This is a genomic window from Variovorax endophyticus (assembly GCF_025376855.1).
Taxonomy (GTDB): domain Bacteria; phylum Pseudomonadota; class Gammaproteobacteria; order Burkholderiales; family Burkholderiaceae_C; genus Variovorax.
The window spans coordinates 7501-21483 of the sequence record NZ_JAHUTH010000007.1 but is presented as its reverse complement, the minus strand read 5'-3'; the positions used below and the strand labels follow the sequence as shown (position 1 = coordinate 21483).

The following is a 13983-nucleotide window of genomic DNA, read 5'->3' as shown; positions in this document are numbered from 1 at the left end:
AGGGGAGCGGCGCGGGGCCCGGCGCGGCGCCCCGTCGCCTTTTTCCCAGCACCGCACCATGAAACTCGCCACCCTCAAGGACGGCTCGCGCGACGGCCAGCTCGTCGTCGTGTCGCGCGACCTCACGCTCGCCCACTACGCCACCGGCATCGCCCACCGCCTGCAGCAGGTGCTCGACGACTGGGGTTTCATGGCACCGCAGTTGCAGGACCTGTACGCCGCGCTCAACGCCGGCCGCGCGCGCCACGCCTTTCCCTTCGATCCCGCCCAGTGCATGGCGCCGCTGCCGCGTGCCTACCAGTGGGCCGACGGCTCGGCCTACCTCAACCACGTCGAGCTGGTGCGCAGGGCGCGCAATGCCGAGGTGCCCGAGAGCTTCTACCAGGACCCGCTGATGTACCAGGGCGGCAGCGACGACTTCATCGGCCCGACCGACGACGTGGTCGTGCCCAGCGAGGCCATGGGCATCGACTTCGAGGCCGAGATCGCGGTCGTCACCGGCGACGTGAAGATGGGCGCCACGCCCGAGCAGGCGCTCGACGGCATCCGCCTCGTGATGCTGGCCAACGACGTCAGCCTGCGCAACCTGATCCCGGCCGAACTCGCCAAGGGCTTCGGCTTCTTCCAGAGCAAGCCCGCCACCGCCTTCAGCCCCGTGGCCGTGACCCTCGACGAGCTCGGCGAGGCCTGGATCGGCGGCCGCGTGCACCTCGCGCTGCAGAGCAGCTGGAACGGCCGCAAGGTCGGCCTGTGCGAGGCCGGCCCCGAGATGACCTTCCATTTCGGCCAGCTCATCGCCCACGTCGCCAAGACGCGCAACGTGCGCGCCGGCAGCATCGTCGGCAGCGGCACCGTGAGCAACCAGGGCGTGGAGAAGAACGGCCGCATGGAATGGCCGCGCGGCTATTCGTGCATCGCCGAGAAGCGCTGCATCGAGACCATCCAGGACGGCGCGCCCTCGACCGAGTTCATGCGCTATGGCGACACCATCCGCATCGAGATGAAGGGGCTCGACGGCCGCTCGATGTTCGGCGCGATCGACCAGGAGATCGTGGCGCCGGGCGGGCGCGCGAAGGCGGCGGCGGACGAGGCCGCGAAGCCCGCGCCGGTGGCCGCGCCCGATGACGCGGCCGAGCCGCAGGCTTCCGAGGACTGAGCGCGCCCGCTCACTGCGCCGCGGGCCAGCCGCGCAGCAATTCCTTCTGCGACCGTATCCCCAGCCGTCGGAACGCCCGGTACTGGTGGGTGCGCACGGTCGTGAGCTCGACCCCGATCTCGCGCGCCGCCTCCTTCGCGGTGCGCCCGGCCATAAGGTGGCCGATGACCTCGCGCTCGCGCAGGCTCAGCGTGAGCAGCCGCGAGGCCAGCGCCGGTGCCGTGGCCTCGCGCGCGGCCACGGCGCTGCGGCCGTGGGCGGTGGTGGCATCGGCCAGCAGGGTGGCGTGGCGCTCGATGACGGCGAAGTCGGCGGCGCCGAACTCGGGCTGCGCCAGGCTGCGGTAGAAGCTCACGGCCACGCGCTGGCCCGTGGGCAGCAGCAACAGCACCGAGGCGCGCTCGCGGATGCCGACGTCGCCATAGCAGGCGGCGCGGTAGGCCGGATCGGCCACCTCGTCGCCGAGCTGGTGGCCCAGCCACAGCTGCGCGCGCCGCGGCAGCTTGCGCGCGGCCAGCCAGGCCATGTTGGGATCGAGCAGGTCGAAGCGCTGCGCCACGTAGCGCTCGGCCGTGCGCTCGGCCGTGCTGCCGTAGCTGCTGGCCGCCGACACGGTCTCGATGCGGCCGCTGGCGCCGACCGCGAACACGGTGCAGAAGGTGACGGGCATCACGCGCTGCATCGCGGCGAGGTAGCTGGCCGCGAGGTGCGGCGTGCCGACGCCGGCGAGCACGTCGCCGACCACGCTGGCCGACAGCGTGGCCTCGGGCGCGGCGGGAAGGCGCCAGCGTTTCATGGGGCGGGGAGAGGGCAGGAGATTCGGGTAAACACTTCGTACGAAGTTATGACAATGCGGCGGCGGGCGTGTCGGGACAATCCCGGGCATGAACCGCCCCGTTGCTCCCTCGAATCCCTCGCCGGCCGCGCGCCCCGGCGATGCCGCCGGCGGACCGCTGCCGCCGGCAGCGGCCGGCCTGCCGCCCTCGGTCGGCGCCTTCGACTACACGCGCTACCCGGTGCGCCTGCCGGCGCTCGCGGCCGACGGCCTCGAGGCCGTGGCGGGCGGCAGCCATCCGGTGGTGATCGCGGGCGGCGGCCCGGTCGGCATGGCGCTCGCCCTGGGGCTCGCCAACCATGGCGTGCGCAGCGTGATCCTCGAGGCCGACGACACGGTCTGCGTGGGCAGCCGCGCGGCCTGCATCTCGCGCCGCAGCCTGGAGATCATGGCGCGCCTGGGCGTGCTGCCGGCCTTCCTGGCCAAGGGCCTGCCGTGGACCGGCGGGCGCAGCTTCTACAAGACCGAGGAGGTGTTCCGCTTCGAGATGCCGCACGACGCGCGGCAGAAGCTGCCGCCGATGATCAACCTCGAGCAGTACTACGCCGAGCACTACCTGCTCGAGGAGATCGAGCGCCGCAACGCCGCGGAGCCGGGGCTGATCGACATCCGCTGGGGCACCGAGCTCACCGGCCTTTCGCAGGACGACGCGGGCGTGCTGCTCGAGGCGCGCAACGCGCAGGGCGAGTACAGCCTGCGCGGCCGGTGGCTCGCGGCCTGCGACGGCGGCCAGAGCTTCGTGCGCAAGGCGCTGGGCCTGGCGCTCGAGGGCACGGGCTACGAAGGCCGCTACGTGATCATCGACATCGAACTCAAGAGCGGCCACCCGACCGAGCGCCGCGCCTGGTTCGACCCGCCGTGGAACCCGGGCTCGACCGTGCTGATGCACCGGCAGCCCGACGACATCTGGCGCATCGACTACCAGCTGCGTGCCGGCCAGAGCACCGAGGAGGCGCTGCAGCCACCGGCCGTGGCCGAGTTCGTGCAGCGCCATCTCGACGCCATCGGCGAGGGCCACCTGCCGTGGAAGACGGTCTGGACCTCGGTCTACCGCGCCGGCGCGATGACGCTCGCGAGCTACCGCCATGGCCGCGTGCTGTTCGCGGGCAACGCGGCGCATGCGATGCCGATCTTCGGCGTGCGCGGCCTCAACTCGGGCTTCGACGATGCCGACAACCTGGCCTGGAAGCTGGCCTTCGTGGCGCGCGGCCTGTCGGATGCCGCGCTGCTCGACAGCTACTCGGCCGAGCGCATCGCCGCCTTCCACGTCAATGCCGAGAACGCGATGCGCAGCACCGAGTTCATGTCGCCGCCCTCGCGCGGCTTCGACCTGCTGCGCGAGGCCGCGCTGTCGCTGTCGGGCGCGCACCGCGGCATCGCGCAACTGATCAATCCGCGCCAGACGCAGGCGGTGCGCTACGAGGATTCGCCGCTGTCGAGCGAAGATGGCGACGCGCTGCCCGCGGGCCCGCTGCCCGGCGAGGCGATGCCCGAGCAGCAGCTCGCGCAGGGCCATCTCACCGACCGGATCGGCGCGTGCTTCACGTTGCTCGTGCTGCGGCCCGCGGGCGCGGATGTCGAACTGCCGGCCGGCGACATCGCCGCGGCGCGCGCCGGTGCCCTGCCGTTCGCGCTGTGCACCGTCGCGGCCGACGGCCCCGCCGATGCCCATGCCGACGCGCGGGTGTTCGAGGCCCTCGGCGCGCGCGAGGGCGCCGTCTACCTGCTGCGCCCCGATGGCCACGTGGCCGCGCGCTGGCGCCGCCTGGGCGCGGGCGTGCTGCCGCGCGCGCTCGAACGCGCGGCCGCCGCCGTGCAACTGGAGACCCTCGCTGCATGACCACCGCACTTCCCAGCCTGGCCCCCGAGGCCCGCGACCGCCTCTACGCCGACTGCGCGAACGCCATCAGCGAGGCCGGCGCCGAGCGCGAATCGCTGTTCCTCGCGCGGCTCGCGCTGCTGCTGTTCGAGCAGGTCGGCGACGAGGCGCGCTGCCGCGCCGCGCTGGCCGACGCGCTGCATGCGCTGCCCGTACCATCGCTGTCCGCAACCGAATGACAACCTGGAGATGACACTCATGGACCGCCGTACCCTTCTTGCCACGCTCGCCTCGGGCGCCGCCATGGCCGCCGCGCCCTTCGCCCGCGCGCAGGACTATCCCTCGCAACTGATCCGCTGGGTGGTGCCCTATCCCGCGGGCGGCGGCACCGACGTGATCGCGCGCGCGCTGGCCGAGGCCATGCGCCAGACGCTGGGCCAGCAGATCGTGATCGACAACCGTCCCGGCGCCTCGACCAACATCGGCGCCGACATGGTCGCCAAGAGCAAGCCCGACGGCTACACCGTGCTGTCGGCCGACAACGCCGTGCTGGCCTTCAACGAACACCTGTTCGGCAAGCTGCCCTTCAACCCCGAGAAGGACTTCAGCTACATCGGCGCGATCGGCAAGTTCCCGCTGGCGCTGGTGGTGCATCCGGACTTCCCGGCCAAGAACTTCAAGGAGTTCCTGGCCTACGTGAAGGCCAACCCCGGCAAGGTCAACTACGCCTCGCCGGGCAACGGCTCGCCGCATCACCTGGCGATGGAGATGTTCAAGGTGCGCACCGGCACCTTCATCACCCACATCCCCTACCGCGGCGCGGCCCCGGCCATGGCCGACGTGATGGGCGGCCAGGTGCCTTGCATGTTCCTCGACCTGGCCTCGGGCCTGTCGATCATGAAGGGCAACAAGGTGCGCGTGCTGGCCATCGGCTCGGGCGCGCGCAGCAAGCTGCTGCCCGAGGTGCCGACGCTGGCCGAGGTGGGCGTGTCGAACTCCGAGGTGTTCGCGTTCCAGGGCGTGCTCGGCCCGGCCGGGCTGCCAGCGCCGGTGGTGAACAAGCTCAACGGCGACCTCAACCGCGCCTTCGGCAATCCGCAGGTGCAGAAGCGCTTCGAGGACTTCGGCATGGAAGCCATGCCCGGCACGCCGGCGCAGTTCGCGGCGCTGTCGCGCGCCGAGTCGAAGCGCTGGGGCCCGATCATCAAGCAGGCAGGCATCAAGCTCGACTGATCGCCCCCGAGGGGGCCCGTCAGCGCGCGTAGGCCTTGCGCGAGCCGTCCTCGAACACCTCGTCGTCGCGCACCAGTTCGCCGTTCTCGTCCCAGCCGCGCTCGCGCGTGACGCGGCCGCGCGCGTCGAAGCTCGATTCGGCGACCAGCGTGCCCTTCTCGTCGAAGCGCTGGTGCGTGCCCTGCGGCAGTTGTCGCGCGCCGCGCCCGCCCACGAGGTAGCGGCCCAGCGCGGCGCGCTGGCCGTTGTCGTGGAACTCGGTGACCAGCACCGTGCGCGCATTGCCCGTGCCGCTGTAGACCGACCTGGTGTGCGGCTGGCCGTTGAGGTAGTAGCTGTCGTCGCCGATCGGCTCGCCGGCGCTGTTCCAGCGCTGGTCGCGCACCAGCGTGCCGCGCTCGGAGAACTCCTGGTCGCGCAGGCGGATCGCCGAGCGCGACGCCCCCAGCAGCGAGACGGTCTCGCGGCGCTTCACGCCCTCGGAAGAGAACTGGCGCTCGGTGCGCTGGTTGCCGTTGATCTCGTCGAGCTGCGAGGGCTTGCCGTTGTCGTAGAAATCCTGCGTGCGCACGCGCTTGCCGGCCAGGTAGGACTGGCGCGAGCGCAGGATGCCGCGCGCGTCGAACAGCTCGACCTGCGAGGGCGCGCCGCCGAAGCCGCACAGCCGCGCGTCGTCGGCCGCGGGCGCCAGCATCGGCGCGTTGCCGCAGCGCAGCGCCGAGAGCTGGCCGCGCTCGGTGAACTCGGCCGAGGCCCGGTCGCCGCCCTGCTCGGGATAGAAGCTGGCGCGGCGCAGCTTGCCGCTGGCATGGAAGCTTCGCACCAGGCCGCGTTCCTGGCCGTCGTCGTAGGTGGCTTCGCGCAGCACCTGGCCGCCGGGCGCGAACTCGCGCGCCAGGCCGTGCATGTTGCCCTTGGCGTTGAGCGTGTGCTCCTTCGCGAGCCGGCCGTTCTCGTAGACGCGCACCAGGCCCATGAAGACGCCGTTCTGGATCTGCTCCTCGCGCAGCAGCTGGCCGCTGCCGCGGTCCTTGCAGCGCAGCACGCCGGTCTTGCGCGCGGTCTCGCCGCCGTTGGCGGGGTTGACCGGCTGGCCGTTGAGCTCGCAGTCCTGCGCCGCGCGCGCGGCGGTCGCGCCGGCGAACAGCAGCGCCAGCGATGTGGCCAGGGCCAGCCGCGCCGCGAGCCGCGGAACATCGACCGGCCGGACCGGAGCGTGGGTCACTTGTCGTAAAGCGCGTCGAGCGAGCGGAAGCCCTTGGCCTCGATCGGGTTGCCGAAGGGGTCGCAGAAGAACATGGTCCACTGCTCGCCCGGCTGGCCTTCGAAGCGCACCTGGGGCTTGAGCACGAAGTCGGTGCCGGCGGCCTCGAGCCGCGCGGCCAGCGCCTGCCAGTCGGGCAGGGCCAGCACGATGCCGAAGTGCGGCATCGGCACCATCGCGTCGCCGACGCGGCCGGTGCGCGTGGTGGCGAAGGGTTCGCCCAGGTGGAGCGAGATCTGGTGGCCGAAAAAGTCGAAATCGACCCAGGTGTCGGTGCTGCGGCCTTCGGCGCAGCCGAGGGCCTCGCCATAGAAGCGGCGCGCGACGTCGAGGTCGCGCACGTGGAAGGCGAGATGGAAGATGCTCTGCATGTTCCGGATTATGGGCAGCGGTGCTGTTGTAATGCCGGACTTTCTTTCTTCATGGAGCGAGCCTTGCGGATACTCCGGGCACTGGTTGCACCGAGGCGCGAAATCGACAAGCCGGCCGATCGGTCGGCACGGCGCATGCGCCTGGTCTCCTCATCTTTCCTCTCTTCCATCCGTTTCCCCTTCTCCTGGGCGCGCGGCGCGTTGCCGGCCCTGGTCGGCGCCTGCTGCGCGCTGGCCGGCGTGGCGGCGCAGGCGGCCTGCCCGCCCTCGGCCATCGGCAGCCTCGAGCGCTCGCGCAGTTCGAGCGACCAGCGCAGCGGCGCCGACCGCGGCCTGCTGTGGCGCATCGAGAAGGACGGCCGCACCTCGTGGCTGTACGGCACCATCCACCTCGGGCGCGCGCCCTGGCTGCGCCCCGGCCCGACCGTGCAGCGCGCGCTCGGCCAGAGCGATGCGCTGGCGCTCGAGATCGACGTGCGCGATCCCGCCGCGATGAAGCCGCTGACCCAGCCGGCCGACCCGGCGCTGGTCGCGCGGCTGCTCAGCGGCGAGCGCGCGCGCCGGCTCGCGCGGCAGAACGAAATCGCCTGCGTGACGCCGGGCGCCAATGCGACGCTGCAGCCGATCCTGCAGGTGACGGCGCTGACCGGCCTGGCCGGGCGGGCCGACGGCCTCTATCCCGATTTCGGCATCGACGAGATGCTGGCCGTGTGGGCGCGCAACGCCAACAAGCCGGTGTTCGCGCTCGAGAACCCGGCGGCCCAGCTCGAGATGCTGACCGGCGGCTCCGAGGAGGAGGAGGCGGCGCAGATCGACTCGGCGCTCGACGAGCTCGAATCGGGCCAGCTGCGCGCCCAGCTCAAGGAGCTGGCCGACGCCTGGGGGCGCAGCGACCTCGCGCGGCTCGCGCGCTATCCCGAGTGGTGCGACTGCATGCGCACGCCGGCCGAACAGCGGCTGATGACGCGGCTGCTCGACGACCGCAACCCGATCCTGGCGGCCGGCATCGCGCGCATGCACGACGGCGGCCAGCGGGTGTTCGCGGCCGTGGGCGCGCTGCACATGATCGGCGCGCAGGGCCTGCCGACCCTGCTGGCGGCGCAGGGCTTCACGGTGACCGAGGTGCTGCCGGGCGAGCGCGGCACGCTGCCCGCCGCGGCCGAGGAGCCCGAGGCCGAAGCGGCGGCGGCACCGCCCGTGCGATCAGCGCGCGGCAGCCGCTCGGCCAAGGCCGCGCCGGTTCGCGGCAAGGCGGGCGCGCGTGCGGCGGCGCCGGCCAAGGGCACCAAGGCGGCGCCGAAGGGCGCCAAACCGGCAGCCAAGGCACCGGCCAAGTCGGCGGCCAAGCCGGCCGCGAAGACACCGGCCAAGCCCGCCGCGTCCAAAACGCGCCGATAATCGCGCCCGCCATGCACCTGATGCGCCGCCACACCCGCTTCCTCGGCCTCGCCGGCCGCTGGGTGCTGCTGTGGTTCGCGCTCTCGCTGGGCGCGGCGATCGCCTCGCCGCTGGTGCATCCGCAGGCGATCGAGCTGGTCTGCTCGAGCGCCGGTGCCGTCAAGGCGGTGGTCCACACCGAGGACGGCGTGCAGGAAATGGGCGTCTCGCACATGGACTGCCCGCTGTGCGTGCTGACCGGCGCGCCGCCGCCGGTGCCGCCGGTCGCGACCCTCGACCTTCCCCTGCCGCTGGGGCGCGTGCTCCAGCCGATTCCCGCCGCGCGCTTGGCCGCGGCCACCGCTGCGCCGCTGCCCGCGCGCGGACCGCCTTCGCGCTCCTGAAACCCTCGAGTCCATGGCTGGATGCGCCCGTTCGACGGGCGTCTCCGGTCCTTCCTGGCCAGCGTTTCGTGGAGCAGTATCCCTGTGAACAAGCATTCCCGCGCCGTGGCGATCGCCATGGCATTCCCGCTGGGCGCCTCGCTCGGCGCGCCCGCCTGGGCGCAACCCGCGCCGGCGGCGGCTGATGCGACCGGCGCCGAGCGCGCGCTCGGCGCCATCACCGTCACCGGCGGCCGGCCGACCTCGCTGCCGGCGCAGATCCCGACCACCATCGAAGGCACGACGCACGCGCAGATCGTCGAGACGGTGAACGCCACCGACAGCGAGGACGCGCTCAAGTACCTGCCGAGCCTGGTCGTGCGCAAGCGCTACATCGGCGACTTCAACCACGCGGTGCTGGCCACGCGCGCCTCGGGCACCGGCAACAGCGCGCGCTCGATGGTCTATGCCGACGGCATCATGCTGTCGAACCCGCTGGGCAACGGCGCCACCTACGCGCCGCGCTGGGGCATGGTCTCGCCCGAGGAGATCGAGCGCGTCGACGTGCTGTACGGACCGTTCTCGGCTGCCTACCCCGGCAACTCGGTGGGCGCGGTGGTCGACTACGTGACGCGCATGCCCGAGAAGTTCGAGGCCCACGTGAAGCTCAGCGGCTTCGTCTCGAACTTCGATCTCTACAACAGCCATTCCTCGCCGGCCGGCCAGCAGCTCGACCTGTCGCTGGGCAGCCGCAGCGGCGACTGGTCGTGGTGGCTCAGCGCCTCGCGCACGCAGAGCAAGGGCCAGGCGCTGGTGTTCGGCAACCGGCTGCTGAGCGCGGGCACGCTCGGCAATGCCGGCACCCCGGTCGCCGGCGCGGTGCTGGGGCTCAACCCCTCGAACCAGCCCTGGTGGCTGGTCGGTGGCGCGACGATCTACGACACCACGCAGGAACAGGCCAAGCTCAAGCTGGCCTACGACTTCTCGCCCACGGTGCGCGCCACCTACACGCTGGGCGCCTGGAACAACAGCACGCACGGCAGCGTCGACACCTGGCTGCGCGATCCGCTGGGCCAGCCGGTCTACGGCGGGCGGGTCAACATCGCCGGGCGCAGCTACAACCTCGACGCGCCCAGCGGAGCGCTGGTGCCGACCGAGACCCGGCTCACCCACTACATGCACGGCCTCTCGGTCAAGAGCCACAGCGGCGGCGTGTTCGACTGGGAGGTGGCGGCCAGCCTGTTCGACTACGCGAGCGACACCTCGCGCACGCCGACCACGCCGCTGCCCGGCGCCTTCCTCGGCGGGCCGGGCCGCACCACCGACATGGGCGGCAGCGGCTGGCGCACCTTCAAGGCCGCGGGCACCTGGCGGCCCACCGGCTCGGCCGAGGGCGTGGGCGCGCACGTGGTCGACTTCGGCTTCCAGCAGGACACGGCCAAGCTGCGCACCAGCGTCGGCAACACCCTCGACTGGATCGGCGGCCCGCCGGTCACGCCGTTCTCGGCCTTCAACGGCAACACGCGGCTGCAGTCGCTCTACCTGCAGGACACCTGGCGCTTCGCGCGCGACTGGAAGACCACCCTGGGCCTGCGCCACGAGCGCTGGGAGGCCTGGGGCGGCCAACTCGGCAACGCGACCCGGCTGCTCGACTTCGCGCCGCGCAAGAACAGCTACGACTCGCCCAAGGCCGCGATTGCCTGGCAGGCCACGTCCGACTGGCTGTTCAAGGCCTCGACCGGCCGCGCGGTGCGCATGCCGACCGTGAGCGAGCTCTACCAGGGCTCGATCGACGGCAACCGCATCGTCAACACCGACCCCAACCTGCGGCCCGAGCGCTCGTGGACCACCGAGCTCAGCGCCGAGCGCGGCCTCGACGGCTGGGGGCTCGACGGCGTGCTGCGCACCACGCTGTTCTTCGAGCGCACGAAGGACGCGCTCTACAGCCAGGCGCTGACCAACCTCGTGAGCACGGTGCAGAACGTCGATGCCATCCGCACCCGCGGGCTCGAGGTGGCGCTGAACGCCACCGACGTCGGCCTCCGCGGGCTCGACCTCGGCGGCAGCCTCACGCTCGCGAGCTCGAAGATCACGGCCAACCGCGGCTTTCCGGCCAGCGTCGGCCAGCAGCAGCCGCGCGTGCCCAAGGTGCGCGCCACCCTGCTGGCCACCTACCGGCCCGACGCCAACTGGAGCTACACCCTGGGCATGCGCTACAGCGGCAAGCAGTACGGCACGCTCGACAACAGCGATCCGAACGGCTTCGCCTACATGGGCTTCTCGAAGTTCTTCGTGGCCGACCTGCGGGTGCGCTATCGCATCGACCGCCAGTGGAGCGCATCCTTCGGCATCGACAACCTGAACAACAACAAGTACTGGGCCTTCCATCCCTATCCGCAGCGGACCTACGTGGGCGAACTCAAGTTCGACCTCTGACGCCTGCCCTGTCTTCCACCGTCTTTCCTCAAGGAGTAACTCTCATGAACCGTCACCTCACCCTGCGCAGCGTCGCCGCCGTCCTGCTGACCGGCAGCGCCGCCGCCGTGCTGGCCCACGTCACCTTGCCGCCCGGCGGCGTCACCGTGGGCAGCGACTACGACGCCGCCTTCCGCGTCGGCCATGCCTGCGAAGGCGCCAAGTCCACCACCGGCCTGGCGGTGAAGCTGCCCGCGGGCTTCGTGCTGAGCGAGGCGCAGGCGCGCAAGGGCTGGAAGCTCGATGTGCAGAAGGGCGCCGGCGGCGAGGTGCGCTGGACCGCCGAGAACGCGCAGGCCGCGCTGCCCGCCACCGAGAAGGCCGAGTTCGTGGTGCGCGGCAAGGCGCCGGCCACGCCGGGCACGCTGTGGTTCAAGGTGCTGCAGACCTGCGACGTGGGCAGCGCCGACTGGGCCGAGGTGCCGGCCTCGGGCAATTCCACCGCGGGCCTCAAGCGCCCGGCCGCCAAGCTGGACGTAGTGGCGCAAGGTGTCGCCACCGTCGACGTGCGCGATGGCTGGGTGCGCCAGTCGGTGCCGGGCCAGAGCGGCACCGGCGCCTTCATGAAGCTGACTTCGCCCACGGGCACCAAGCTCGTGGGCATCTCCACGCCCGCGGCCGGCGTGGCCGAGGTGCACGAGATGAAGATGGAAGGCGACACCATGAAGATGCGCGAACTGAGCGCCGGCCTCGACCTGCCGGCCGGCCAGACGGTGGAACTGAAGCCGGGTGGCTTCCACGTCATGCTGATGGACCTGAAGGGCGCGGTCGCCAAGGGCACGAACGTGCCGCTGACCCTGAAGTTCGAGGACGCGAAGGGCGTGAAGACCGCGCTCGACGTCACGCTGCCCGTGGGCGCGCCGGCCGGTGCCGACGCGGGCGGGGCCGCGCATCAGCACAAGCATTGAGGCCGCTTCCGCGGCGCCGGGCTGACTAGAGCAACTGGTCCGGCGCCAGCGGCCCGAAGAGCTTGAGCAGCAGGCGCAGGCTCAGGCTGGCATCGGGCTCGGTCCGGCTGTCGGGCAGGCCGCTGCCCTCGGGCGCATGCCAGACCAGCGAACCGTCGACGAGCTCGACGTGCCACGCGCGCTCGCGCAACCCGCGCTCGATCTGATCGGCGGCCAGGCGCGACAGCTCGGTGCTGCGGATCAGCAGCGCGATCTCGGTGTTCTGCAACTGCGAGCGCAGGTCGAGGTTCATCGAACCGACCACCAGCAGCCGGCCGTCCATCACCAGCACCTTCGAATGCAGCATCGCGCGCGACTCGCCGGTCACGCTGCTGCCGCCGGTCGAGCCGGTGGAGCCGCCGAAGGCGCTGCCCAGGCCGGCCTGCTCGCTGCGCAGTTCGTACAGGCCGATGCCCATCTTGAGCAGTTCCTCGCGGTGGCGCGCATAGCCCACGTGGGCCACCGGCGCGTCGTTCGAGGCCAGCGAATTGGTCAGCACCCGGATGCGCACGCCGCGCGCGCGGGCGGCGGCGAAGGCCTGCTTCATGTCGGCGCCGGGCACGAAGTAGGGCGAGATGATCAGCAGGTCGGAGCGGGCCTGGCCGATGAGCTGCAGCAGTCCTTCGACCACCGTCTCGCTGCCGGCCGCGAGGTCGGAGTCGGCCGTGAGCGCGGCCGCGCTGCGCGAGACCCTGGCCTTGTCCTCGGGCTGGCTCACCACCAGCCCGGGCGCGCGGGCGCCGTCCGGGCCGCCGGGCACGTCGGCCGGGATCTTGCCGGGCTGGTCGGCCAGCATCGCGGCCGGCGCCCAGACGAAACGCGCGCTGCGCAGGTCGAGCGGCTTCTCGTCCCAGGCGCGCGCGCGCTGCTCGGCCGTGGGCGGGCCGTCGGGGCGGGGCTCGCCGTCGGGCGGCTTGGGCTGGTCGCCGGAATTGGCGGTGGCGGGGTCGCGCGCGCGGGCCGATTCCTCGGCCAGCTCCTTGTCGGTCTGGCGCGCGCGCTCGCGGATCGCCTGCAGCTCCTCGCGCGAGACCAGCGACTGCGCCGGGTAGGCGCGCTCGTTGTTCCAGTAGCTGTCGAAGCTGCGCGAGAGGTCCTGCACGATCGGGCCGGCCGCGAGCACGTCGACGTCGATGAAGTTGCCGTTGAGCGAGTTGCCGAAGTAGGCGTCGCCGAGGTTGCGCCCGCCGGTCACGCCCAGCACGTTGTCGGCCAGGAACAGCTTGTTGTGCATGCGCTGCTGGATGCGCGAGGCGTCGCCGGCCGAGTTCAGCAGCCGGCTGAAGGTCGAGCCGCGCGCGCCGGCGAGCGGATTGAACAGCCGCAGCTCGATGTTCGGCACGAAGGCCAGGCCCAGCACCAGCGCGTCGCGGCCGGTGCTGTGGAAGTCGTCGAGCAATATGCGCACCCGCACGCCGCGCTCGGCCGCGGCGCGCAGGCCGCGCACCAGGCGGCCCGTGCTGGCATCGACGTGGATGGCGTAGTACTGGAGGTCCAGCGTCTTCTGGGCGCCATCGATCAGCGCCAGCCGGCTGCCGTAGGCCGCCTGCGGGCCCGCCAGCAGGAGGAAGCCCGATTCGTAGCGCGCCGCGTCGGCCCGGCGGCGTTCCTGGACCAGCGTGGCCAGCGCCGTGCCGGCCGGGGAGGCCAGGGCATTGGACACCGGGCGGTCCACGTCCTGGGGCAGTTGGGCGCAGGCGCCGAGGACGAGCAACACGGTCGCCGCCATCGATCGGCCGAGGAACGCTGGAATGAACGGCATGCGGTGGACTCCCCCGGGCGCTGTCTGTGGTCTGGATTGGGTGGGAGCCGCATGTATAGCCGAGGTCGCGGCCGTCCGGCGTCGGACGGCAGGCGGACTCAGCGGCTCGCGCCCAATTCCTCCTGTCGTTCCATCGCGCTCAGCAGTTCGTCGTCGATCTGCGTATGGCGGGCCGCCAGCTCGGTGGCGCGCGAGGCGTCGGTGGCGTAGATCGCGCCGCCGTCGAGCGCGAGGATTTCCGCGATGCGCTTCTGCTCGGTCTCCAGCGATTCGATCAGCGCGGGGAGGGCGTCGAATTCGCGCTGCTCCTTGTAGCTGAGCTTCTTGCGCGCCGCGCCGGTGGAGGCCGGGGCCACGCTGG

The 13983-nt window shown here is 72.0% G+C and carries 13 protein-coding genes (1 of these 13 only partly in view); 8 read left to right on the top strand and 5 right to left on the bottom strand.

Annotation, left to right across the window (positions count from 1 at the left end; all coding sequences use genetic code 11):
- Positions 1-58: 58 nt before the first annotated feature.
- Positions 59-1156 carry a fumarylacetoacetate hydrolase family protein gene (locus KV106_RS10870; RefSeq protein WP_261210162.1) on the top strand — a complete coding sequence of 366 codons (1098 nt, stop codon included), beginning with the start codon at positions 59-61 and terminating at the stop codon, positions 1154-1156.
- Between the two features lie 10 nt (positions 1157-1166).
- Here the strand turns inward: KV106_RS10870 and KV106_RS10865 are convergent, their stop codons facing one another.
- The gene (locus KV106_RS10865) at positions 1167-1952 is read right to left on the bottom strand and encodes a response regulator transcription factor (RefSeq protein ID WP_093356030.1); all 786 of its coding nucleotides are present in this window, start codon (positions 1950-1952) and stop codon (positions 1167-1169) included.
- Between the two features lie 88 nt (positions 1953-2040).
- Between KV106_RS10865 and KV106_RS10860 the strand changes: the two genes are divergently transcribed.
- Genes KV106_RS10860 through KV106_RS10850 form a run of 3 tightly spaced genes read left to right on the top strand, consistent with a single transcriptional unit; the run spans position 2041 to position 5043 of the window.
- Entirely contained in the window at positions 2041-3831 is a 1791-nt protein-coding gene (locus KV106_RS10860; protein ID WP_261210156.1) for an FAD-dependent monooxygenase, read from the top strand.
- On the top strand, positions 3828-4049 hold the full coding sequence (locus KV106_RS10855; RefSeq protein WP_261210154.1) for a hypothetical protein: 222 nt from the start codon (positions 3828-3830) through the stop codon (positions 4047-4049). Before KV106_RS10860 ends, KV106_RS10855 begins: the two co-directional genes overlap by 4 nt.
- A gap of 19 nt (positions 4050-4068) precedes the next feature.
- The gene (locus tag KV106_RS10850) at positions 4069-5043 is read left to right on the top strand and encodes a Bug family tripartite tricarboxylate transporter substrate binding protein (RefSeq protein WP_261210152.1); all 975 of its coding nucleotides are present in this window, start codon (positions 4069-4071) and stop codon (positions 5041-5043) included.
- 19 nt (positions 5044-5062) lie between these two features.
- On the opposite strand, the gene KV106_RS10845 is transcribed toward KV106_RS10850, so the two are convergent.
- Positions 5063-6268, bottom strand: coding sequence for a toxin-antitoxin system YwqK family antitoxin (locus tag KV106_RS10845; RefSeq protein ID WP_409976508.1), 1206 nt, complete (start codon positions 6266-6268; stop codon positions 5063-5065).
- Positions 6265-6678 (bottom strand): VOC family protein, encoded by a 414-nt coding sequence (locus KV106_RS10840; protein ID WP_057597423.1) that lies wholly within the window; start codon positions 6676-6678, stop codon positions 6265-6267. Before KV106_RS10840 ends, KV106_RS10845 begins: the two co-directional genes overlap by 4 nt.
- A 135-nt stretch (positions 6679-6813) precedes the next feature.
- Here KV106_RS10840 and KV106_RS10835 point away from each other — a divergent pair, with 135 nt between their 5' ends.
- The 4 genes from KV106_RS10835 (at position 6814) to KV106_RS10820 (ending at position 11821) form a co-directional block, all read left to right on the top strand.
- A complete protein-coding gene (locus tag KV106_RS10835) occupies positions 6814-8076 on the top strand; it encodes a TraB/GumN family protein (protein WP_261210149.1) in 1263 nt (420 codons plus the stop codon).
- An 11-nt stretch (positions 8077-8087) separates the two neighbouring features.
- Positions 8088-8459 carry a DUF2946 family protein gene (locus KV106_RS10830; protein ID WP_057597421.1) on the top strand — a complete coding sequence of 124 codons (372 nt, stop codon included), beginning with the start codon at positions 8088-8090 and terminating at the stop codon, positions 8457-8459.
- A 117-nt stretch (positions 8460-8576) separates the two neighbouring features.
- Complete coding sequence (locus tag KV106_RS10825) at positions 8577-10874, top strand: TonB-dependent receptor (RefSeq protein ID WP_261210506.1); 2298 nt, start codon at positions 8577-8579, stop codon at positions 10872-10874.
- Positions 10875-10918: 44 nt separating this feature from the next.
- Positions 10919-11821, top strand: coding sequence for a copper chaperone PCu(A)C domain-containing protein (locus KV106_RS10820; RefSeq protein WP_261210147.1), 903 nt, complete (start codon positions 10919-10921; stop codon positions 11819-11821).
- 25 nt (positions 11822-11846) lie between these two features.
- Here KV106_RS10820 and KV106_RS10815 read toward each other — a convergent pair whose 3' ends face one another.
- Both KV106_RS10815 and KV106_RS10810 read right to left on the bottom strand, forming a co-directional pair.
- Positions 11847-13622, bottom strand: coding sequence for a phospholipase D family protein (locus KV106_RS10815; protein WP_261210145.1), 1776 nt, complete (start codon positions 13620-13622; stop codon positions 11847-11849).
- Positions 13623-13720: 98 nt separating this feature from the next.
- Positions 13721-13983: the 3' end of an ATP-binding cassette domain-containing protein gene (locus KV106_RS10810; RefSeq protein WP_057597884.1), read on the bottom strand. 1636 nt of this gene lie beyond the right edge of the window; 263 of the gene's 1899 nt are visible here — the last part of the coding sequence; the start codon falls outside the window, past its right edge; the stop codon is at positions 13721-13723.